The sequence below is a fragment of the Nostoc sp. genome (assembly GCF_036919615.1).
Lineage (GTDB): Bacteria > Cyanobacteriota > Cyanobacteriia > Cyanobacteriales > Nostocaceae > Nostoc.
Window position 1 is genome coordinate 22,363 of record NZ_JBALCN010000028.1, and the last position, 23,799, is coordinate 46,161.

Annotated in this window: 15 protein-coding genes and 1 pseudogene; 7 read left to right on the top strand and 9 right to left on the bottom strand. The window is 42.9% G+C overall.

The window, feature by feature from the left end; translation table 11 throughout:
* Positions 1 to 341: 341 nt before the first annotated feature.
* Positions 342 to 776, bottom strand: a complete 435-nt coding sequence (locus V7K48_RS09690) for a hypothetical protein (protein ID WP_335071837.1) — start codon at positions 774 to 776, stop codon at positions 342 to 344.
* Between the two features lie 120 nt (positions 777 to 896).
* On the opposite strand from V7K48_RS09690, the gene V7K48_RS09695 reads away from it, so the two are divergent.
* Both V7K48_RS09695 and V7K48_RS09700 read left to right on the top strand, forming a co-directional pair.
* Positions 897 to 2,747 carry a S8 family peptidase gene (locus V7K48_RS09695; protein ID WP_335071839.1) on the top strand — a complete coding sequence of 617 codons (1,851 nt, stop codon included), beginning with the start codon at positions 897 to 899 and terminating at the stop codon, positions 2,745 to 2,747.
* A 121-nt stretch (positions 2,748 to 2,868) separates the two neighbouring features.
* Positions 2,869 to 3,102 (top strand): hypothetical protein, encoded by a 234-nt coding sequence (locus tag V7K48_RS09700; RefSeq protein WP_335065949.1) that lies wholly within the window; start codon positions 2,869 to 2,871, stop codon positions 3,100 to 3,102.
* On the opposite strand, the gene V7K48_RS09705 is transcribed toward V7K48_RS09700, so the two are convergent.
* Positions 3,089 to 3,412, bottom strand: a complete 324-nt coding sequence (locus V7K48_RS09705) for a thioredoxin family protein (protein ID WP_335071864.1) — start codon at positions 3,410 to 3,412, stop codon at positions 3,089 to 3,091. The genes V7K48_RS09700 and V7K48_RS09705 overlap by 14 nt on opposite strands.
* Positions 3,413 to 5,166: 1,754 nt before the next feature.
* Between V7K48_RS09705 and hetF the strand changes: the two genes are divergently transcribed.
* Complete coding sequence (gene hetF, locus V7K48_RS09710) at positions 5,167 to 7,683, top strand: cell division protein HetF (RefSeq protein WP_335071840.1); 2,517 nt, start codon at positions 5,167 to 5,169, stop codon at positions 7,681 to 7,683.
* 266 nt (positions 7,684 to 7,949) lie between these two features.
* Here hetF and V7K48_RS09715 read toward each other — a convergent pair whose 3' ends face one another.
* Positions 7,950 to 8,273: a hypothetical protein gene (locus V7K48_RS09715; RefSeq protein ID WP_335071842.1), complete on the bottom strand. Its 324-nt coding sequence runs from the start codon at positions 8,271 to 8,273 to the stop codon at positions 7,950 to 7,952.
* Between the two features lie 9 nt (positions 8,274 to 8,282).
* A pseudogene (locus tag V7K48_RS09725) lies at positions 8,283 to 10,493 on the bottom strand (COR domain-containing protein).
* Between the two features lie 494 nt (positions 10,494 to 10,987).
* Here V7K48_RS09725 and V7K48_RS09730 point away from each other — a divergent pair.
* Positions 10,988 to 12,193 (top strand): glutathione S-transferase family protein, encoded by a 1,206-nt coding sequence (locus V7K48_RS09730; RefSeq protein WP_335071848.1) that lies wholly within the window; start codon positions 10,988 to 10,990, stop codon positions 12,191 to 12,193.
* A 721-nt stretch (positions 12,194 to 12,914) separates the two neighbouring features.
* On the opposite strand, the gene V7K48_RS09735 is transcribed toward V7K48_RS09730, so the two are convergent.
* The 3 genes from V7K48_RS09735 to V7K48_RS09745 form a co-directional block, all read right to left on the bottom strand.
* Positions 12,915 to 13,898 (bottom strand): RNA polymerase sigma factor, RpoD/SigA family, encoded by a 984-nt coding sequence (locus V7K48_RS09735; RefSeq protein ID WP_335071850.1) that lies wholly within the window; start codon positions 13,896 to 13,898, stop codon positions 12,915 to 12,917.
* A 760-nt stretch (positions 13,899 to 14,658) separates the two neighbouring features.
* A complete protein-coding gene (locus tag V7K48_RS09740) occupies positions 14,659 to 16,389 on the bottom strand; it encodes an ATP-binding protein (protein WP_335071852.1) in 1,731 nt (576 codons plus the stop codon).
* Between the two features lie 260 nt (positions 16,390 to 16,649).
* Positions 16,650 to 17,444: a glutathione S-transferase family protein gene (locus tag V7K48_RS09745; RefSeq protein WP_335071854.1), complete on the bottom strand. Its 795-nt coding sequence runs from the start codon at positions 17,442 to 17,444 to the stop codon at positions 16,650 to 16,652.
* A gap of 1,124 nt (positions 17,445 to 18,568) precedes the next feature.
* Between V7K48_RS09745 and V7K48_RS09750 the strand changes: the two genes are divergently transcribed.
* Positions 18,569 to 19,459 carry a fasciclin domain-containing protein gene (locus V7K48_RS09750; protein ID WP_335071856.1) on the top strand — a complete coding sequence of 297 codons (891 nt, stop codon included), beginning with the start codon at positions 18,569 to 18,571 and terminating at the stop codon, positions 19,457 to 19,459.
* A gap of 245 nt (positions 19,460 to 19,704) precedes the next feature.
* Here the strand turns inward: V7K48_RS09750 and V7K48_RS09755 are convergent, their stop codons facing one another.
* Positions 19,705 to 20,601, bottom strand: coding sequence for a polysaccharide deacetylase family protein (locus V7K48_RS09755; protein WP_335071858.1), 897 nt, complete (start codon positions 20,599 to 20,601; stop codon positions 19,705 to 19,707).
* A 590-nt stretch (positions 20,602 to 21,191) separates the two neighbouring features.
* On the bottom strand, positions 21,192 to 22,490 hold the full coding sequence (gene hemL, locus V7K48_RS09760; protein ID WP_335071860.1) for a glutamate-1-semialdehyde 2,1-aminomutase: 1,299 nt from the start codon (positions 22,488 to 22,490) through the stop codon (positions 21,192 to 21,194).
* 106 nt (positions 22,491 to 22,596) lie between these two features.
* Here hemL and V7K48_RS09765 point away from each other — a divergent pair, with 106 nt between their 5' ends.
* Positions 22,597 to 22,791 carry a ChaB family protein gene (locus V7K48_RS09765; protein WP_334956933.1) on the top strand — a complete coding sequence of 65 codons (195 nt, stop codon included), beginning with the start codon at positions 22,597 to 22,599 and terminating at the stop codon, positions 22,789 to 22,791.
* Positions 22,792 to 22,886: 95 nt separating this feature from the next.
* Complete coding sequence (gene hisIE, locus V7K48_RS09770; protein WP_335071862.1) at positions 22,887 to 23,537, top strand: bifunctional phosphoribosyl-AMP cyclohydrolase/phosphoribosyl-ATP diphosphatase HisIE; 651 nt, start codon at positions 22,887 to 22,889, stop codon at positions 23,535 to 23,537.
* Positions 23,538 to 23,799 lie beyond the last annotated feature (262 nt).

The following is a 23,799-nucleotide window of genomic DNA, read 5'->3' on the forward strand; positions in this document are numbered from 1 at the left end:
CCAACCAGTCTCATCCCAACAATAGCTGGGGAATTTATTCCCCGGCTAATAGCAGAAAACTTCTAAAGAGGACTGATGGCAAAGTCGGATGTGAGTTAGAAACCAATACCTACAAAAAAATTTACGCAAGCAACTTGTTTTACCGGACTGATAATAACCCAAGTTGCTAGTTATAGAACTCCAGGATACTTCGCACACCTTGTTACGTGAGATCGCACGTAGCCCAACCGCATATTAGACTTAATCAAAATTAAATATATTTAATTTATACAGTCTAAAAAGTAGCTGATGATATAAATGCTTGCTTTAAAGTAAAAGTTTTCAAGGTGGACGCAGTTTAACTACTGATTTTGTTGCGATCGCAAGTTTTGTAATGCAGAGAGCAAATACTTACCCCATTCAGCTGCCAAAGGGATTTCTGTAAACGGAACCCGCACTGAATCGGTAGATTCAGAAAATAGAAATTCTAACTCTATAGAACGACCTTTCTCAGGAATATTTTCTAAATCTACTTTTTTGTCATCTACCAAAAGAGCTATTTGCATAACATCAAGCAAAGAGAATGTTTCTAGTTGAATTGGCCCTTTAGGCGTGGGTTTTCCCCAAGTTAGATTGTGGCCTTTTTGAGCTAATACTGAATAAATATCGTACTTAGCCCGTTCAAATTGCTCTGCCCAAGCGCGATAGGCTTCGACTTTTTGATACTCTTTCGAGCCTTGCCAAGCCAACCAGAAAAACATTACTAATAGGGGCAACCACAAAAGACCACGTTCCATCGTTTAAAAAAGTCCTGAATCGTGAGTGAAACTTGTAACTAAAAGTGCAAAATCTACCAATAAAGGATGCAGATAAGTTATGGTAGTGAGCAAACTGGCAAAAAGCGGTGATGAGTTAATATGAAAAAACTTATATTATTGTGCTTGTTTGTCATTGGGCTAGGATCTGCCATGTTTGGTTTCCTGAATTACCAGGGATTGGCAGCTAAAGGAGAGTTTGAGACGATTTTGCTTGATTTTCGGGAAGATATTCCATCACGTGTGGTGCAAGAGAATCTCCAAGCGATCGCCAAACAATATAACGTTACACCCCAATTAGACAACAAGTTTTCCCAAAAAGATAATGTGTATATTGTCAAAGGCGATCGCCAGCGACTCCAAGAACTGAAAAAATCTCAGTTTGCCCAAGCTACAGAATTCATTGAACCAAATTATATCTACAGGAAGATTCCACAACCAGGTGAAGTCGCAAGGCTTGGAGAATTTTTGAGACCCCAAGAAGATGACGAAGCAAGTCCCTCATTAACTGGTCCCAATGACCAATATTACAGCAAACAGTGGAACTTGCACAAAATCGGCATTGAAGGCGCATGGAGTCAAACCAAAGGCAGCGGCGTCACAGTTGCAGTGATTGACACCGGGATTACCAAGGTGCGGGACTTGTATGAGACGAAATTCGTCAAAGGCTATGATTTTGTTAACGACCGAGAAGAAGCCAAAGACGATAATGGTCACGGTACCCATGTTGCCGGAACTATTGCCCAAGCCACAAATAACAAATATGGTGTAGCTGGAATTGCCTATGAAGCCAATCTGATGCCGCTGAAGGTACTCAGTTCATATGGTGGCGGTACTGTTGCCGATATAGCCGAAGCGATTAAATTTGCTGCTGATAAAGGCGCAGATGTGATTAATATGAGCTTGGGCGGTGGCGGTGAAAGCAAGTTGATGAAAGAAGCGATCGAGTATGCCCATAGAAAAGGTGTAGTTATCATTGCCGCAGCGGGGAATGAAAATACTAATGGGGCAAGCTATCCAGCCCGCTATCCCTACGTCATCGGCGTTTCGGCAATTGGCCCAGATGGCGAAAGAGCACCCTATTCTAACTTTGGTGCTGGGGTAGATATCTCCGCTCCTGGTGGTAGTGAAGCTGGTAAGATTCTGCAAGAAACTATCGATGAAAACGGCGAAGGCGTATTTCTGGGCTTCCAGGGTACAAGCATGGCTTCTCCCCACGTTGCTGGTGTTGCGGCATTAATCAAAGCTGCTGGCATCAAAGAACCAGATGAAGTGTTAAAAGTCCTCAAGCAGTCGGCGCGAGTTATCCAGGATGATGGTTTGAACTATTATGGTACTGGACAACTCAATGCAGAAGCAGCAGTCAAACTAGCTTTTGTGGGGCAAATCAGTTTCTCAGATTTCTTCCGGTGGTTACGCGATAACGGCTATTTTAACCCCGGCTTTTGGATTGATGGTGGTGCGATCGCACTCTTACCCAAGATTTTAATGGTAATTGGTTCCTATCTGCTGGCTTGGTTTTTACGGGTTTACTTCCCCTTCACTTGGAGTTGGTCTTTATCCAGTGGCTTAATTGCCGGCAGTTCTGGATTATTTTTCCTCAAGGGAATCTATATTTTTGACCTTCCTCAGTGGCCTTTCCGGGTTTTGGGCAGTTCAATTCCTGAACTAGGCAATACCCTTCAGGGAACTGATGCGTTGAATCCCCTGTTTGCCAGCGTACTGATTCCCATTGTGTTAATGGCATTGCTGCTGGGACATCCTAGTTGGAAATGGTTTGCCATTGGTTCAACTTTAGGTGTAGCAGCGTGCTTGACAGTAAGTGCATTTTTAGATCCGGCAGTTTGGGGTTTGGGAAGTGGTCACTTAGCACGCCTCTTCCTCATCGCCAACGCCCTAATCTGTTATGGACTTGCTCGTTTAGCATTGAAAAACGAAGAAAAAACAGCATAAATGGGGAATGGGGCATTGGGCATGGGGATGGGGGAAAATTCTTAATAACTCCTAACTCCCCCACTCAGCACGGGCTAAACGCCCCGCTACCGCTAACAGCACTCACAACTCAGCACTATTTATGAGCATTACACTTAAAGGTACAATCGAACGCCGTGATATTGGCACAGGCGCATGGGCATTAGTCACAGAAGAGGGCGTTACTTACGAAATCCTCAAAGGGGCTGACAAAGACTTACTCAAAGCCGGACAAAAAGCAAAAGTTAAAGGACAGGTGCGTGAAGATATCATGACAACTGCCATGATTGGCCCTGCCCTGGAGGTCAAATCTTTTGAGGTAATTAGTTCTGATTAGCTGTGGAATTCAGAACCTCTTGAAGACAGCTTCTAAACTCCCCTTTGGGATGACCTCCTTTTACTTCACCCACAATCTGAAATTCCCCTTCTGGAGAATTGCAGATGATGTAAGTAGGCCATCCCATTTCTGATTTATCAGGATACTGAGTTAATAAAATCTTGCGATACTTGCGGTAAGCAGCCGTATCCTGCATTTTTACATCGATAAATTCTAAACCCAGTTCTTCAGCCACCTTTTTGTCATAAAAAGACATTTTGTGGCAGATGCCGCACTCTTCTGAAGAGAACTTAATTACAGCTAAACTCATGGGTTGGCGACTCTTTGATTTTAGGCAAAGTTTTTTAGCATAATGCCATGAAATACTACCATATAGCTGGTCATTAGTGTCAACTTCAGGCTGAAACCCTGAACCATTATCTTTTTTTCCTTCCCTGCAAGTAGCAAGGAAGGCAATTTTTTGGAGGCTCTGCCTCCAGTAATGCATTCCCAGGCTGAACCTGGGAACAAGAAATTATGATGTAGTCGGCGAGGAAGCTCTGATCTGAAATTGACAGCATGATTGCTGGCAGACAAAAAATTAAGGGTCAAAATGTAGAAAAAAAATTAAGAATGTGATTAAATATCATAGCAATCATTTTGGTGTGGCATCTTTAGCTCACAATAAAAAGAAAGCGATTCAGGGATTGGGTGATCAGGTTATGCTCTATCCTGGCGGAGGATACTCAAGGTCTACCAGCAGAGTGGTGCATTGCAGTTATGTGGACAGGAAATGCAACCTAATCGCCAAAAAAACCCCCAGCGGGTGTTAGCCAACCAGGGGAGTTAGTTATCAGGGTGCATCTACCAATTAAATGTTCTCAGGTTGAACACCATACTCCGGATAAATTTGTATAAAGGTCAGTTATTTTTTTAGATAAAATAAACCTCAGTTGGTGTTAATCTGCTAGGGGAGTGAGTTATCAGGGTGCATCTACCAATAGTCTTATCTAGGGGCAGCCAGTATACTTCCGGAGAAAATGGTCAAAATCAGGGTTAATGGCGATGTCTACGATAAGCGTAGCTGCGTTAACTAGAAAAAACCCCCAGTGGGTTTTAGCCAACCAGGGGAGTGAGTTATCAGGGTGCATCTACCAATAATCTTTTCTCAAGTAAATGGGTAGCTACCGGATAAATTAGCAGAGGTTGAAGTTGTTACTGTTTGTTTATCAGAGAAAAACCTCAGAGGGGTTAGTTATCAGGACAGACCTGCTAATAAAATGACCAGTGTGCTGCCTTAAAAAATGGATGTGTCAGGGATGATTGCTGTTTTAGAACTTATGCACAAGAGATTCTCCAATCCCTTAAAAAAAGTTGGCTCTTAAAGTTCCCCCTTTTTCAGGGGAGCTACTGCCTTGCTGTTAGCGCAGGGTAGGAACGACTCAAAGGATTCCCCGACTCCTAAAGCAAGCTTACAGGCAGCGTCTTTAAGCAGGAGAAGCAACTGGTGTAGGCTTATTCAGATATAGGTTTGGTGGTTTTCAGTGCGTAAGTTGTGTGCTTATTAAGTAATAAAAAAACCCCCAGTGGGTTTTAGCCAACCAGGGGAGCTAGTTATCAGGGTGCATCTACCAATTAAATGTTCTAAGTTAAACCACCATGCTCCGGATAAATTTATTAGAAAATTTATTGTTGCCGTGTGTCAAAAAAAACAAGAGTGGATATTAACTGAATTAGGGGAGTTAAAGATCAAGGGACATCCATCTACTAATCAAGTATTCTAGGGTTAAGCACTATTTTCTGGTAGAGAATATCTGCGTTAGAGGTTACTGTTGTTTGCCAAAATAAAAAAACCCCCAGTGGTGTTAGCCAACTAGGGGAGTTGAAGATCAAGGTGCATCTACCAATTAAGTGTTCTAGACCGAAGTAATCCGATCCGGATAAAGTTGTAAAGGCAGAAAACGCAAAACAACTAGAATCAGAAACATTCAGGGGTGGGATGCATCTAAGTTATCAGAGGGAGCGAAAAATCGACTTGAAACTTTCGCGTTTCAAACCAGATTTAGGAGGCGGACAGGAGAAACTGTGACCCAGGAATTCCACATTTCGGTAACTCCTGTAGGGCAAAATGACTACTTGGTGCGGACGGAACAAGTCGCGCCTGGGGTGCCATTGGCAGAAGAACTGGTGACTTGGCCTGTAGCTGATTGGTTGATCGCTGCTGGGCATTTGATGAATGACCCGTTAAAGTCGGTGTTGCAAGGAGATCCATTCGCCTCTGGCGGCCATGAAAGCGATATCGCCAGAAACTCTGTAAACTTGGTGGCGTTGGGTCAACAATTTTATAACGCTTTATTTCAAGGCACTCTCAGAGATAGTTGGATTACTGCCCAAGGTATTGCCCAGAACCATCAACAAGTACTACGCTTGCGCTTGGGGCTAAAAGACACTAGATTAGCTCGTCTGCCTTGGGAAGTGATGCACGCAGGCGATCGCCCTCTGGCTACTGGGCCTTATGTCGCTTTTTCTCGGTTCCAAAGTGGAATTTTGGGAGCTTCCCTTTTGCGATCCCTGCGGGGGGCTACGCCTACGCGAAATATGCCCACACCACTAGAACAAGGTGGTGTGAAAGTATTGATGGTAATTGCTTCCCCCTCAGATCAAGTCCGTCTTGACTTACTCAAACAAGAAGCGATCAAACTGCAAGCTGAACTTCACCGTCAAACATCACGACTTGCTGAAGGTAGCAACCGTTACCCACAAATTGACCTGACTGTGCTAGACCAGCCAGGACGGGAAGAACTGACGCAAGCCCTAGAACAAGGCAGATACCACGTTCTCCACTACTCTGGTCATAGTAACTTAGGTACCAATGGCGGAGAAATTTATCTTGCTAGTCGCAGAACTGGCTTAACAGAAATCTTGACTGGGGACGATCTGGCAGGTTTGCTTGTCAACAATAACATCCAAATGGCAGTGTTTAACTCCTGCTTGGGGGCGTACACACCTGCATCCAATCCCTCTGGAGATACTGGCGAACGAAACCTGGCAGAAAGTCTGGTGAAACGCGGAATCAGAAGCGTTTTGGCTATGTCAGAACGGATTCCTGATGAAGTGGCACTGACGCTCACACAATTGTTTTACCGCAACTTGAGTCAGGGATATCCAGTAGATTTGTGCGTAAGTCGGGTGCGCCAAGGATTAATTTCTGCCTATGGTTCTCACCAGATGTACTGGGCATTACCGATTTTATTTCTCCAGCCAGAATTTGACGGTTTCTTGAGGCAGGAAACTGAGTTATCCGAAAGTGAGGAGTCCTCCAACCAGTATAGTTCGCCTTTAGGGGCAACTTCCACGATGTACTCTGCGATCGCAGATGATACCGAAATGCCTTTAGGAATGGAGGAAATGATTCCTTCTGATTTGGCGCGTGACTCTTCTGGGTTGGACTGGCTGGGTGAAGATACTTGGGGCGATCTCGTTGATGAAATTGAGTATGATGACCCAAGCTATGCAGAAGATTGTGCTATAGTTTCGGATTTATTTCGTCAGCTAGATAACCAAAAAGCTCCAACTGAATTAGATCAACAAATTCGCGAAAATAATCTTCAGCAAAGGCAGGTTTCAGAGGAAATAACTTCTTTGCAAAAGGAAGCAGATTTGTGGGGAGAAGCCCCAGCACCTCCATCTGAAACTGCTGGAAACTTGGAAGGAAATTGGCAAAATTCTGCTGATTTTTTGCGTTCGCAACCAGCCCCACCAAGACCTCATACCCGTCGCCGCAAGCTATGGCCGATTGTGGGCATTGTGGGAATTAGTGCGTTAGCAGCTGCGATCGGTTTAAATTGGTGGTGGCAAAATCGACCCCAAGCAATGCCTAAAATACCAGTAATTCCTACCCAGTCTTTACCCATTCAAAAGCAGCAAAATATCGACTTAGAAACAGCAGCGACTGGAATTGTCACTGCCACCGCTACGGAAAAATTGAGCCAGGGAGATTTGCAAGGTGGGTTATTGGCTGTAGAAGAACTACTTAATCGTGGCGCACTGGCTGCGGCTGATACTGCCCTGAAACTAATTCCAAATAAACAAGCTGATGATCCATCTGTCAACTTTTACAAGGGACGATTAGCATGGCAGTCTATCCAAACTAGAGACAATAACTATAGCATTGATGATGCCCGCCGTTACTGGGAAACTGCTGCAAAAGCTAAACCAGAATCGCTTTTGTATAATAACGCTTTGGGATTTGCCTACTACACAGAAGGCAATCTAAATCGAGCTAATGACTCTTGGTTCAAAGCTTTGAATTTAGCTCTCAAAGAAAAGAACACAGACTCAAGATCCACAAAGACAGCAGTTCCTCAGGATGCTTTAACTTCCTATGCTGGTTTAGCTCTCGGACTATATAAATCTGCACTTAGTCAGCCTAATGGTAAGCAGACACAATATCTGAATGAAGCGTTCAAGTTGCGGCAGTTGGTAGTTAAGTCTGATCCAGTAAATTTCCAGGTAGATAAATTAGCTAAAAATTGGTTGTGGACGGAGAAGGCGATTGAAGATTGGCGATCGCTCCTTCAGGAAAAAGGTGAAGAACAGTAATATGTTGTGGTGGAGCGATCGCTTTTAATTAAATAGCAGTTTTCAATTCTATGTAATACAGTCGGTTTGTAGGGGCACAGCAATGCTCATCGGTGTCAACTTAAGCCCAAACACTCAATTTCCCGTTCTTTTAGATCCCCCAACCCCCTTAAAAAGGGGGCACTCGATTCTAGTTCTACCCCCTTTTTAAGGGGGGTTAGGGGGGATCAAAATCTAGGTGGTACATCGAAAAATTTTCACAATTCAAATAGGATTTTTCTATACTCTTATTTATTGCCTTGAAACTGCTTAATAATATTGCCAATTAAAGGTAACTGTTCCAATACCATTTTTGTCAAATCTACAAAAGATTTCTCAGATAGGCGGTTATCTTGACGGAGTTGTAGAACGCCTATTAAAACGATAAATATTGCTGTGCCAATAATTGTTAAAGCTAGATAATGAAATGGTAGCGAACCACCAAAAAATGCAATTAGACAAAATACAACTACAAATACAAATAAATAGAACATTCCATTTCTAAACGCAAACGGAAGCGTAACCTGCACTTCTGGTTTAGAATTCTCTTCTTGTTTAAATGGTTCTGTCATAAAATTATTTTATTGCTTTGATGGCTGAATTACATTATTAACTGTTACAACGATATTTTCCTTTCTTGTCTCAGAGGAATTGAGCAGAAAATTGCCACCTATCTGCTGTTCTACTTTCAGTAACTCCCTTCTATCCATCACATCATCAATTAAGCCCAAGACATCAACCATTTGATAGCTTTTTTGACATTGAATGCGTTCTTGCTTATCAGCTACAAACTGTCGCAATCTCTCAAAAAAGTAAAAGTATGGCTCTTGGCTATCTTTGCAGGTGTCGCAATTACAGGGGATTAACTTGTTGTACTTTAGTCGCTTGTACGAGTCATGAATTTTATCAAGTTCATGTGTAACTATAGTCATCAAATCTCTTTTGTGACGACCTGAGACTCGAATCTTAATCTCCCGCTTGCCGTAATATTAAATCACCTCTGCCTTCGTCTGGTCTTTGCTGAGAACAACACCGCTTTTGTACACACATTTTTGTTGATTAATCAACTCATGCATGTCGACAATGAACTGGGTGATGATGCCCTTGGGCATGAACTCGTAGGTGTAACGCAGAATCAGATTGTTGGTTTGATTCCAGTCATAGGAGGGTTGATTTGCAGACAGCAGCTGTGGGGCAATATACTTTCCTTTGCTTCTAGGAATTTCGTAGCACAGCTTGAAGTTGATCATCAGGCGCAATAGTTCATCATGCATCGTGGCGTATTCATCTTCACACCAGATGTTTGCCAAATCAGATCGTGTAAAACTGCCCAGGTTGCGAATCACCTTTTCATTATCCAGCACTTTGTAGACTGCACTAGTACCCCACTTGGGTTTGAGGATGACGGTCTTATTTAAAAGTGGGTCTTGCTGGAAGTGTAAGCATACTCCCAAATCGTGCAGATAGCTGCTTAACTGCAACTTGTCATTTCTTCTATTGAACCTATTTTTCTGGCAAATGTTCAGGTATTCATCCAAACTGATGTAATTGCGTGAGTCACTCTCCAAAGCTTCCCGGACTCTAACCCAGGTTTTTGGGAGCGGACTGCCAATATGGGGTAGATTTTTAATGTAATACTTGATTTTTTCTAAAACTTGTTTTAAATCTCTGTTGGTAGCAAGGTTTGTTGGTAAAGTCTCCTTAAAATTAGTAAACTGCCCCCGTAACTGGAGTTCATTAATCTCCCGGTGGCGGTTTTGCTTCTCATTTTGGATGATAAGCAGCGGACTGTTATCGCTCAACAGTTCCACCACATTCAGCCAGTAATAAAAATCCGTGTCTTGTTTGCGGGTATCTTCCACTAAAAGGTAGAGAGAACGCTTGGTGAGGAAAAACTGGTGAGTAGCATGGTAAATCTCTTGCCCCCCAAAGTCCCAGATATTGACTCGAAATTGTCGCCCATTTCCCATTGGGAAACGCCATTGGATTACCTCAATACCCTTCGTTGAGTCTTCATCTTGGAGTTGATAATTCTGGTCTTCAATTTTCTTCGCCAATGTTGTCTTCCCTGCTCCTCCTTCACCAACAATTAGTAACTTTGCTTCACACAAATAATCTGTGCCTTCTGCTTGCAGTTGTCGAAAATAATCCTTAATTGCCTTAATACCTTTTGTAACAACTTCTAATGGTGGAGTTTCGATAGGGTTGGCTTTTAAATGCAGAGTAGTGAGACATTGCAGATGGATGATCGCTTCTGGTAGTGTTGTTAATTCGTTGTAGCTTAAATCTAAGGAAGTGAGTTGTTGCAAGCGAATTATGGCTTCTGGCAATATGGTTAATTTGTTGCCACTTAAACCCAGGATAGTGAGACGTTGGAGACGGGTGATTGCTTCTGGAAGTGTTGTTAATCTGTTGTAACTTAAAAACAGGGTAGTGAGTTGTTGCAGGCGGGTAATCGCTTCTGGCAGAGTGGTTAATTGGTTGCGACCTAAATCTAAGCTAGTGAGTTGTTGCAGACGGGTGATCGCTTCTGGCAAAGTAGTTAATCCGTTGCCACTTAAATACAGAGAGCTGAGTTGTTGCAGGCGGGCGATCGCTTCTGGTAGTGTCGTTAATTTGTTGCGGCTTAAATTCAATACCTTCAACCATTTCAGTTCAAACACCTCAGCAGGAATCTCTGTTAATTTTTCCTTGTCATCAGTACCCCAATCATTGCTTAAATCTAATTCTTTAAGCTTTTTCTTTTTCGCTTCGCGGATTTTTTCAAGGAAACGTTGAGGCGTATTTGCCATAATGAGGTTTACCTGCTAACCGAAATTATATGTAATGCCCCTGATTGGCTGCACAATCTCGCAACTATTAATATTTTGCACTAATCTCAACAACCGCCACAGGTTAGAAACCTATGGCTAATAGCGAAAGTCCTCTTAAGAGAATTAAATTCTTTCCAGACTTAGGTTTTAGTTCACTTGAGTAGCTTTGGCTATTGGTTCCTAGAACTTCGAGTTTCAGGCGATCGCGGGTGCTAATTAAGAATGCTGCAAGATATCAAAGCAATCTACTATGCTGTGTAACACTACGCGATCGCTAATAATTTTTACAGGATTTTAAATAGAATTTATCATTACCAAAGCTCAAACTCTGACAATTGCCATGCTTTCAGGCTGCTATTTGTCCAATATATTTTCCAAATGGGGAAACCTACTGATTAAATTAAGCCTTGGTGTAATTGAAAATGTTGTAGAGTATAGAATTGTCCTAAGTATTGCCTTACGCAACTCACCCTATGACTACCGCACCCTTAAGCTGGCAAGAACTAGAAACCCTCACGGACTATCAAATAGATACCGTTAATGGTCTCACCAACGCTAAAGCCAGGTTGCGCTTGTTTGGTCAGCCCGAATCTGATGTGCGGGTAACGCTATACCGCGATAACCACGCCTGGTGTCCTTACTGTCAAAAAGTTTGGTTATGGCTAGAGGAAAAACAGATCCCCTATCGCATCGAAAAAGTGACAATGTTCTGCTATGGGGAGAAAGAAAGTTGGTACAAGCGTAAGGTACCATCAGGAATGCTCCCCGCGATCGAGCTAGATGGACGGATTATTAAGGAAAGTGATGACATTTTGATCGCCTTGGAAAAGGTCTTTGATCCATTGAGCCAAGGGATGGAAGACCGCATGGTGCTTCCTCTACGTCAATTAGAACGACTTTTATTTAGAGCCTGGTGCACTTGGCTGTGCTCTAGAGCAGGTTCTTCTCAACAAGAACAACGCAACCGAGAACAATTTATCGGAGTGGTGGCTATGGTCGAGTCGGCTCTGGGTCGCACCCCAGGGCCCTACTTTCTAGATAGTTTCGGCATCGTCGATGTCATTTTTACGCCCTATGTTGAACGGATGAATGCAAGCCTTTATTACTACAAGGGCTACTCCCTGCGGGAAGAAAACCCTCGCTTGAGGGCATGGTTTGCGGCAATGGAAAGCCGACCAACTTACTGCGGTACCCAGAGCGACTTTCACACCCACGTACATGATTTGCCGCCCCAGATGGGGGGCTGTTGGGAAAACGGCGAAACCCAGATGCTTCTCAATAAAGCGCGGGTGGATAATGGTTCCTGGTTTGGGCTACCAGATGTTACTTATCCAGAACCGGAAAACTCCCGTATGGAAGCTCTTCAACGAACTATCGAACACCGCATCAATATTATCCGAGTCAACCCCTTAGATGATAAATTGTTTGACCAAGCTCTACGTTGTGCTTTAACACACATGATGACCGATGAAGACTGTGTACCCCCATCGGGATCTGATATTGCTCTGCGATATTTGCGCGATCGCATTAATGTACCCCGAGACATGTCTATCTACGCAGCCAAGCGATTGAGGGAATCCCTAGAGAAAACCGCAGCCCTTGCGGGTGATGGGCAGCCAGACCCCATTCCCACTAAGCATCGACGAGATCAAGACCCGTCTAACTTTGTCATCAAGTAGAATTCAGGCATCCATCCTGGCAGATCGCGCTCCTCTAACACTTAACAGTGTCACTAATGTTGAAATATCTATATTATTGGTGACCACTCGCTTCTCTACGAGACGCTGCGCGAACGCTCGAATTCAATAAGTCACTCATTCAAAAGTCAAAAAAGGGATACAAGCCCCTAAATTTATTTATGAAAAAATAAAAATATTTGAACCGAGATACGTAGCACTTCTTTTCAATGCGTCCTTGTTACAAGCCCCTAAATTTATTTATGGAGTTCAAAATATTTGACTTTTGAATGAGTGACTTTTGACTTCCCCGTTCGCGTAGCGTTTCCTTGGCGCAGCCTCTCGTAGAGAAGAGTTGGGGCTGACTGACACCGATTCACTTTGAAATGCTTCATCCCGATTGAGCCAGATTGGTTAGCCACCAATTAAGTAGGTTCAGCTTGGAGTACCTGCGTTAGTTTGGCAATTGAATTTGCTCTATAGGGGACAGATGAGTGTGAGATCGCGACTAAACAGCAAAGTGATCGCGATCGTGCAGTTCGTCAAAATCAATGATTGGCCCCTTCAGCACAATTCAATTGCGATCACATCCGACCTACAACCATTAAATCAGTAGGGGTAACCCAAGCGTAATTGGATTGCCAGCACAAAAAAAATCGCCCCCTGAATTCAGAAGGCGGATCACCAAAGTGGTCTAGAGACGCGGTATTTCGCGTCTCTCGTTTTAGCTTGCAACGTATTCTTGGACATTGGCACGACGGCGACGCAGATGAGCCAAAGCTTGATGCTCTAACTGGCGAACGCGTTCACGGCTGAGATTCAATCTCTCACCCACTTTCGCCAATGACATTTCGTTACCATCTTCTAAACCAAAACGTAGAGCTAAAACTTCTCGCTGTTGCGGGGTTAGTTCTGCTAGCAGGTTGTTCAAGTCTTGGCGTAAGAATTCCTGGTTGGTGTAATACTCTGGTGATGGGCCATCATCTTCGAGCATTTCTTGCAACTCAGTATCCTGGTTATCACCAACTCGCACATCCAAAGACACTGGTTGACGAGCCATATTCAGGTACTCGCGGATCTGAGCAGGTTCTATTTCCAGTTCTTTGGCAATTTCGGCTGGAGTCGGCGATCGCCCCAAGGTTTGAGCCAACTCGCGCTGTACTTTTTTGATTTTATTCAGTTTCTCAGTAATGTGGATCGGTAACCGGATGGTGCGACCTTGCTGGGCGATCGCCCGGGTAATCGCTTGGCGAATCCACCAGTAAGCATAGGTTGAGAACTTATAACCCCTGGTTGGATCAAATTTCTCCACACCCCGTTCTAATCCTAGTGTTCCTTCCTGGATTAAATCCAGAAACTCCATATTCCGCTTTTGGTACTTCTTAGCAATAGCAACGACCAAACGCAAATTTGCTTCGATCATTTTTTGCTTTGCCCGCTTACCTTGCGCCACCGTTTGTTGTACCTCGGTTTCCGATTGTTCAACCTGGTCAGCCCACTCTGACATATTAGGTTCGCGCTGCAACTTCTTCGCCAAATCTTCTTTGGCGTCAATCAGCGTCATCATTTGTTGCACCTGCTTCCCATAGACAATTTCTTGTTCACGGGTTAGCAGTGGTACACGACCAATTTCCCGCAGATAGGTTCGCACCATATCAGCCGTGAATTTGGTATTGAGGTTTTCCGTTTGGGTGTTGACAGTAGGCATTGGTGCGTTATCCTCTACTCCGTAAACACAATGTATGTTTTCTTACTAAAAAAGATTGGGAGAGGTAGTACATCTATCACGAAATATCGGGAGCTACCAAAAGCAATTAATCAATTGATATAGCCGTTGTTAAGACGGTAAGCTCCCAATGATAGGTTCCCCTACCTTCCCTAAATTTTCAATCTCTATATAAGCACGTTGGTTGTTTTTGAGAATTCTTCTTTTAGGCAGTTACTGACAGTAACTGGAAAATCCGAAGTCGGTATGAGTTCTACTTAGCTTTATAATACGATAAATTAGGCAGATAGTAAAGTATCTTAAGATAAAGCGTCTAATTATAATTCAAAAGCCGTCGTTTGCGAAAAATAAATTAAGGTTCCTTGAAATTACTTACTACATCTATAGTGACGCCAAAAACCCCTCTTCTGTTGCTCAAACCTAGCCGGATAACCGAACTTAATTTGTTGTGACGATGGAGGGATGTCACGAATTAGTCATTAGTTATTAGTCATTGGTCATTTGCAAAGGACAAAGCGCAAAGTCGAGCCAGTCGCTTGGGCGGGTTTCCCGACTTGTGCGAACTGGCGTTGAGCGGAGGTTTCCGACGCTCATGGACTAGTTGGCGTAGCCTCTGGTAGAGAAGAGGCTGCGCTTCCGTTGACGCAGCCGCCGTACTCCTATGGAGAAGCAAGCTATGCGTAGCGTCTGGTAGAGAAGGCATCAGAACTTTGTAACAGAGGACAACTGAACAAATAACTATCTAGAATCCCAGGTCAGCTTTGGCTAGTTCAGCAGCGGCAAATACTTCTGCGTCAGATTTTTCTTCCCAGGCTGGCTCACCAATTTCTTCGTAAAAAGTTGCGTCGTAAGGACGGGTACGCACTACTACTGGCATAGGAACGGCGTGACCCAAAATTAAAGCTTGTTGTTTAGAGTCTAATTTTGCCAACACTGATCGTAGTCCGCCACCACCAGATACACCTGTAAAAATTGCGTCAATGTCTTTTTCATCATTCAGCAAAGCAGTAATGCGAGTCCCTATCTGGGACATAACTTCATTATCTATGCCTGATGGACGTTGATCAACTACCAAAAGTGTGACAAAATATTTCCGCAGTTCACGGGCAATAGTCCCAAAGATAGTACTTTGTACCACTCCTGGGTCAAGGAAACGGTGCGCCTCTTCAATGGTAATCATCAATGGTGTCGGGCGATCGCTAGGATTTTTGCTTTGCAGGAATTTATCTGCTTTTTTGACGTAATGCTCGTGAATCCGTCGGGTGATCATGTTCGTCACCAACATATAAGAGAGCATATTAGACTGGGAACCAAATTCTATCACAACATTCTTCCCAGATTCCAGGCACTGGACAATTTTACTAATGTAATTCTGGGGGCAAACCGCTCGCATATACTTCAAACTATCCATCCGCAAGAGTTTGCGCTGCAATGCCATAATCGAGCCTTTGTGTCCGCGTTTCTCGTCGCAGAACATCTCGATTTCTTCATTGGTCATATTCAGCAACTGGACAATCCAAGACTTGCCAAATTCGCTATATAGAATATTAGCGTTATCCAAGGCTGCATCAGAGAGTCCTAAATCTCGGCTACATAACTTAATATCTTCAACTTCTATTTGCTCGTAGCTCAAATAAAGTTCTTGAGCATCACGCACACCCCGACGCTTTGTCGATTCTGGGTCGAGGGTGTAAACCTCAACTTTACTAGGAAAAAGTTGCTTTAGACCCTTAACAGTACTTACATTTTTACCTTCTGCGACTGCTTCCCAGCCATACTCAGAGTGCATATCAAAAATCAAGTTTACTGCCGCATTTTTACGGATAACGCCAGCTAAAAGTAGCCGTGTTAGAAAGGATTTACCAGTACCAGATTTCCCAAAAACCCCATTACTCCGTTCAACAAAGCGGTTTAAATCGATGCAAACGGGCACATCCATATCCAAAGGTTTCCCGATGGAAAAATTGCGCCTTTGGGGGTCATCTTCCCAACCAAATACCCGGCGAAAATCCTCAACACTTGCTTCGTAAACTTGACTAAAGTGGCTAGGAATAGTTTTAACAGGCAACAACTCCATCGTCGTACTGGTTTGTGGCACAAATGAAGCTAAACCCGTCACCGATGGGATAAAGGGATTTGCCGATTTGCCATTTGTTGGGGAGAAAAATTCTTCAGATTCGGGAGTGAACATCAACATCGGCACGAGGTTGATAGTACCGTATGTACCACTTCCGGCTAAAACATCTCGTAAAAAAGTGTCTTCCCAACTGGGAGGATTAGCAATAATTCGCGCATTAGCAGCTCCTAGTGCCACATCTGTCAGCATACAAAAAAAACGCGATCGCATCCCTTGCACAACAAGAAACTTACCCACCCGCATATCTTCCACAGAAATGTCAGGATGCAATCGTACTTCTAAACCTTCAGTCAGAGAACCTTGAATAACCGAACCTAATGGCTGTCCCGAATTCATCTAATTAATTACATGATTGTTGGTGCTATCTCTTATGTTGAATTTTAGTTGGATAGGGCAAAAGTTGCGAATTTGTCAAGAGTTAGGAGTTAGGAGTTAGGAGTGCTGAGTGGGAGGAAATAATTAATGCCCAATGCCCAATATTTCTCTTCTTAGGCTGCGCCTTAAGCGAAGCTATGCCGCAGGCTTTACGGCTACGCTCAGGACAAGCTCGGCACAAGTCGCTCAGGACAAGTGCCCAATGCCCAATGCCCAATTACCTAGTCAATCTGAATAGAAGTTGGCGCACCCCCTGTTGATGAAGTGGTACTGATGAATGGTTTACGGAATTGGGCATAAAGGCGATCGCGCCAGGTAAAGAATGGTGCATAATCTATATTCTCTGCAAAGATTGGCAATCCTTTACCTCTAATAGAAGCTGGTAAATCTAGGTAGGGGCCAGGGGGGAACTTGAGCAATATCGATAAGCCAGCCACTGATAAGTCAGCTAAAGTCGGCTCGTCTCCTGTTAAATAAGGACTATCTGCCAGTAATAATGTTAACGCTTCCAAGTCTTGTTTCAAGGATGCGATCGCTGACTGGATCACATCTGGACTATAACCTACCCCAAAACCCAACACTGTCAGGAAGTTACTAGGTACTCCTTGAACTAGACTTTTAAATATATCTGGTGTTGAGGTGGGTAATAAAGACTTGCGGAAATTTTGATCTTGACTTATTGCTGCAAATAGTGCTTTCCGACCTTTGATGCCTATAGACTCATCCGCCCATTCTTCTATTAATAAAGTTAAACCCCGTTTTTTGGGATCTTGCGGTATTATTGAGCGATCGGGATACTCTAAGTCTAAATACTTAGCTATTTCCGTAGAATCCGCAATATATCTATTCCGATCCTTTAATACCGGGACTTGTTTTTGACCAGTCAGCCGGAACAGTTCTACTTGTCCAATTCCAGGCGTAACTTCTATTTTGCGGTAATCTAGTCCTTTAAAATCTAGAATTAGGCGCACTTTCTCTGAGTATTGAGATAACTCCCATTGGTATAATTCCAACATATTGTATGCCTTGTAACTGCTCAACTTCTTAACTTTACAATTGTATCTTTAGTTAAAGTAATTTTTATTGGCATTAGTTGCTTAGTTGTCTCTTGAATTAAGATCAGAGTTGAACTTATGCCTGATTTTTGGCAAAATTCTCGAGTTAAAAAATATCGTTTTCTGATTGATTCAAATATCAAATAACTAAATAATTTAATTCGGCATAATTAATATATAAATAAACCTAACCGCTCAGTCGGGAATCTTCAGCAGTTATTTTAATTTCTGTCACCGTTAGCCTATATAGCAATTCTATTTGAGTTGTAAAAATTATTAAACCGCCAAGTCGCCTTCTCTGCAAGAGACTCCACCAACGCGCAGCGTCTCGTAGAGAAGAACGCCAACAGAAGAAGGAAAAAAGTTTACAAATCATTTAGGACTGCTATATTAAGATAATCTAGTACGCCACCGCGTAAATAGAGCAATCATTTAAAATACCTAAAAAACCCATTCTATAATACTGTTGACTTTTGAATAGACCTTTTGCAAAAGTCCCTAACACCCCACCCCCAACCCCTAAGAGCAAGCGGGGAGGGGAGACAAAGCGTAGCTTTGGCGGTGTGGGGTTCTTATTTTTGATTTATGCAAGAGGTCTAATAAGTGACTTATGCCTTGCGGTACTAGGTACTTAATTTCTGTGCTTTTTCTGTGCTTTTGTTGAGTAATCAATAGTTAATTAAGAGATATAGCCTTCTCCCGTATAGGATTCATGATTTTTGAATCAACTATTAATTTACGTACAATGTTGTATATAAATTGGCATTTTAAGTACAATCTCTCTCAGAGCTTATTGTAACTCATAACTTCTAGATGTGAGGTTTCCCCACTTTCCTAGAGTTGACTTACACCAACTGAGGCTTTTTAACTCCTTTTAGTGTGACGGAGAAAATCTGCTTAGTTTACATGAAATATATGCTAAATATATTTCATCCTTGTCAGCGTCAGTTGAGGTTGGATAATTTACCTGATCAGCACAAACTTTTCTGGGGAAAAATTTTACTTCCCTTTCAGTTAGATTTTGTGCATTGTAAAATGTTATAAATCTTTATGTAATGTATGGACAAAAAAGACAAACAAAATTTATGAAGACAAATTACAGCAAATTGCTGACCACGTTGGCAGGCATAGCAGGATTTACTAGTTTCAGCCTTCTCATTACTTTACCATCTGATGCGAAATCAGCACTAACTGCTAACCCCAGTATTTTCAACGAAGCCCCATATAACCAGGGACAACGCCTTCAAATAAACGCTCAATACACACCTGCTCAGGCCGCTTACCAAATAGACAAGGGCAATACCAAACGCCAACAAGTGGCGCAGAAAACTGGTGGAGCGGTAAATCCCAGACCAAGTATTTTCAACGAGCCTCCCTATAACCGTGGTAGTGCTACACCTAGTGAACCTGGTACACCTAGTGAAACTGCACCACCTACACCCCGCACCCCACGCACTATCCCGGATGCTAAACCTCAACCCAGCACACCACCAACACAAGTACCATCTACGGGGACACCGACTCCAACTTCACCAGGGCCAGGGGCTAGCGACAATCAAGGCAAAAACCTATTAGCGTTGGCAGAGTCAAACGCTTCTTTTACCACCTTAACCAAGGCTTTGAAAGCAGCAGGATTGACCGCAACTTTGCAAGGCAAAGATAACTTAACTATTTTTGCACCCACTGATGCAGCTTTTGCTAAGTTGCCACCAGATGCTTTGCAAGAATTGTTAAAACCAGCCAACAAAGAAGTATTGATCAAAATCTTAACTTACCATGTAGTACCTGGTAAGGTATTATCCACTGATTTGAAGTCTGGCGAAGTTAAAAGCCTTGAAGGCGGCACAATCAACGTTAAAGTTGATCCTGCTACCGGTGTGACTGTCAATGATGCTAAAGTGACACAGGCAGATATCACAGGCACTAACGGTGTAATCCACGCGATCGATCAGGTGATTTTGCCTCCTGACTTGTAATTTTTAGGTACAAGTACAAGCGGGAACAGAACTAGGTTAGTATAAAGTATTAATACGTAAAAATTCCGTTCAGATGTCAATTTTGGACGGTTTTTTGTCAAAACGGTGAGTTAAATTGGTAATCTCGCCTACCTGGCTTTTCACGAGTTTAGCTAAAAAAACCTACAAATCGCCAGAAAAATTCAACTTGTTTTTAGTTGCCGAGTGGCGATTGATAGAGGCGCTGATTTCCATCGAAATAACAATTACTTTTTGTTTGCAATCAGCTTTTGATCTTTATCTTGCATTTCTAAAAGTTCAGGGATAGTAACAAAGCTATAGCCCTGTTTGCGAAAGTTGGCAATAATTACTGGTAAAGCTTGCACAGTTTTAGAGCGATTACCACCACCATCATGCATCAGCACAATCCCACCTGGCTTGGCCTTACTGAATACATTATTAATTAATTTTGGTACAGCAGGACGCGAGTAGTCTACAGAGTCTGATGACCAGAGAATGATCGCATATTTGCTATTTCTAGCGAAATCGGCCACCCCATTATGCATGATTCCCCCTGGTGGTCGAAACAAATTTGTTTTAATCCCTGTCACTTGATAAATCAGGTCTGCTGTGTGGACAATTTCATAGGCAGCTGCTTGTGGATTCAAGAATTGATACCAATGATGCCAAGTATGGTTGCCAATTACGTGACCTTCAGCAATCTCCCGCTTTACTAAGCCTGGATAATTCTTCACGTTCTGCCCAATCAGGAAAAATGTCCCTTTGATCTGATTTTGTTTAAGAATATCCAGTACTTGCGCGGTACTCTCAGGCCATGGACCATCATCAAAGGTCAGAGCAATTACTTTCTGTTCGGGAGTAAGTTTTCCCGAGTCAATTACTGCCCCTTGAAAACGTTGTGGCACAGCATAGGAGAAACCCTTTATTTGTGCTAGTTGCTGCCAACTGTTAAGCATCGTCGCTTTTAGTTCTTCAATCTGCTGCTGAGTTCCAACCTTGACTGGTAGATTGTTTACATTTATATTTTTTGTACTTTCAGCCTCAGAGGAGCTTGACTTGATAAGCATCATCGTGCCGACACTCAAGACAAGCAACGTAATTAATATTTTTTGCAGACTAAAAAATGACTTATTTTCCTCCACTTTATAGCTCCTTCAAGGGTTGAACCATCTTTTTTTTCACAATACTTCTGGCAGTTTTTTATCCTCTGGTAAGCCTTGCCATGCAAGCTACAGCATGATTGATATATTTTTTAAAGTTAGATCCAACCCTAACTCTGAAAAAATATCTTACCCGACCGATAATCTAATATCTATAAGCAAGACCCTCACATAAAGTTAAGAGCCTTCTTGCAGGTTAATTTTTGTAAACTATGGGGTATGAGGGGAATTTCGAGAACTGTAAAAGGCAATTAATCCTGCCTTGTTAATATGAATATACTTATGTAGGTTAAATATTGCATATTGTATTGACGAAGCCATTGCGAAAATATGACGTAGATATGACCTTCTTTGAGTGATGACGGTACAGGGCAGACCTGTTAAAAAATTTCTTTGATCCCCGACCGCGCAAGATGAGTGAACACTATAGTCAGAGAATCTTGCACGCTTACTTTTGTCTTACTCGCTTAAAAAAGGGACTTCCAATAAATCATCCATTTTGGGGGATGGGCAAGATGCCCATCCCCCAAGAGGTCACTGGATACTTTTTTATTTGGAAATTCCTTAACAGGTTACAGGCTCGACATTACATCCCGTGCTACTGCTAAAGTCTGATCAATATCCTGTTCGGTGTGAGCAAAAGACGTAAACCCAGCTTCAAACTGAGAGGGTGCTAAGTAAACACCATGCTCTAACATACCACGATGAAAGCGTCCGAATTTGGCTGTATCAGACTTTTTCGCATCTTCGTAGTTATGAACTGGGCCAGAGGTAAAGAATAAGCCGAACATCGCGCTGATTTGACCGCTACAAGCCGCGTGACCAGTTTCTTTGGCAATTTGCAGCAAACCATCTGCTAGCTTTTTAGTAATCCAGTCAAGATACTCGTAAGTACCTGGCTTTTGCAGCAATTCTAAAGTCTTAATCCCAGCAGTCATCGCCAAAGGGTTACCAGAAAGAGTCCCAGCTTGATATACGGGGCCGGCGGGCGCAACCATTGACATAATATCTCGGCGACCGCCATAGGCTCCTACTGGCAAACCACCACCAATCACCTTACCCAAGGTTGTTAAATCGGGAGTAATGCCAAATTTTTCCTGAGCGCCACCGTAAGCAATCCGAAAGCCTGTCATCACCTCGTCAAATACTAATAACGCTCCATGCTCGTGAGTCAGTTCTCGTAATCCTTCTAAGAAGCCAGCATCAGGCGCAATAAATCCAGCATTGCCAACAACTGGCTCAAGAATGACGCCAGCAATCTCGTCGCGGTTTTCTTCAAACAAGACTTTGACGGATTCTAGGTCATTGAAAGGCGCGGTTAGAGTGGTGCTAATTGCCGCTTTAGGAACTCCCGGCGAGTCTGGCAAGCCAAGTGTGGCAACACCAGAACCTGCCTTAACTAGAAACGTATCAGCGTGTCCGTGGTAGCAGCCTTCAAACTTGATGATTTTGTCTCGGTTGGTGAAAGCCCGCATCAGGCGCAAAACTCCCATACAGGCTTCAGTTCCAGAGTTGACAAATCTGACCATTTCGATGCTAGGAACGGCATCGATGACCATTTCTGCCAAAACATTTTCTAGTACTGAGGGAGCACCGAAACTGGTGCCTTTTTCTAAAGCTTCATGCAACGCTGCAATTACTTCTGGATGAGCATGACCGCAAATAGCTGGCCCCCAGGTGCCTACATAGTCTATATATTGGTTGCCATCTACATCCCAAATGTATGCGCCTTGAACACGATCAAAAACGATGGGTTGTCCGCCCACAGATTTAAAGGCACGAACAGGAGAACTGACTCCTCCTGGCATGAGATTTTGAGCCGCGGCGAAGACTTCTTGTGATTTTGTTGTTTTAATTGTGGTATTTACCAAGGTTTTCTCCTAACAGTGGGCAATAAAAAGCTCTATCTTAGGATAGGGTCAAAAGCTGCTTAGAACTTCTATCCTATAAAATTAGATAAATTAGAAAAATAACAATATGTTATACAAGTCGAATAAAGACTTGCCTTTAGATATTCAAACTCGATTATCTGAAGCATACCAGGATCTTTACCGAGCAGCTTTTAACTCGGCTATTCATTGGTATGGTGAAGCCTCAAAAGCTCACAAAGTCGCGTTGAGTGCTGTAAAGATGCAGTCTGCTATGGAACGGAATGCTCTTGTTAAGAGCTAGATAAGATAGTGGAATTTAAAAAAACATGCCAGCTACCCTATTCTGAATGGTATCGTGAATCCATGAATTATTCTCATTAGAGCAAACTAGCTGGTATGTCTTCTAACGATTCGCACTCACTGCATTACGCCATCCCTGTTGAGGAAATTCGCTACGATGAACGGGGTCTAGTACCTGCAATTGTTCAAGATTATTTGGATGGTACTGTCCTGATGATGGCGTGGATGAATCAGGAGTCGTTACAAAAGACTTTGGAAACCGAAGAAACTTGGTTTTGGAGCCGTTCCCGGCAAGAATTGTGGCATAAGGGGGCGACTTCTGGACATATTCAGAAAGTCCAGAGTATCCGTTATGACTGTGATAGTGATGCGTTGCTCATAGGGGTAGAGCAATTAGGAGATGTTGCCTGCCACACTGGAGAACGCAGTTGCTTTCACCAAATAGAAGGGAAAATTGCTCCACCACCAGGTGATACATTGTCGCAATTGTTTCAAGTAATATGCGATCGCCGCGACAATCCTATTGAAAGTTCTTATACCTGTAAGTTATTAGCAGGTGGCGATAACAAAATTTTGAAAAAGATCGGTGAGGAAACTGCTGAGGTGGTAATGGCTTTTAAGGATGATCAAGCAGATGCGATCGCAGGTGAAGTGGCTGATTTGCTATATCATACTTTGGTTGCCTTAGCTCACCATAAAGTTGATTTAAAATCTGTCTATCGCAAGCTCCAAGAACGTCGTCAATAAAAAATGTAGGCAAATGACAGCATAAATAAGCAAGCAGGGAAAGTAGATAAAAACTTGATTCCCTAGCTTTGCCAGTTGCCAAACTTAAACAAGCGTCCCCTTTATTATTGGCTATGGCAAGTTAACTTAGCCGTGTACCTACAGGTTGAACCTCTCTGGCCAAACCAATATCCCTCTTCTGTCACTTTCCGGGTATTCTGAATAAAAGAATGAACAGAAAAAACCCTGAAAGGTAAGTAGGGCAATGGATGTAGAGTTACAA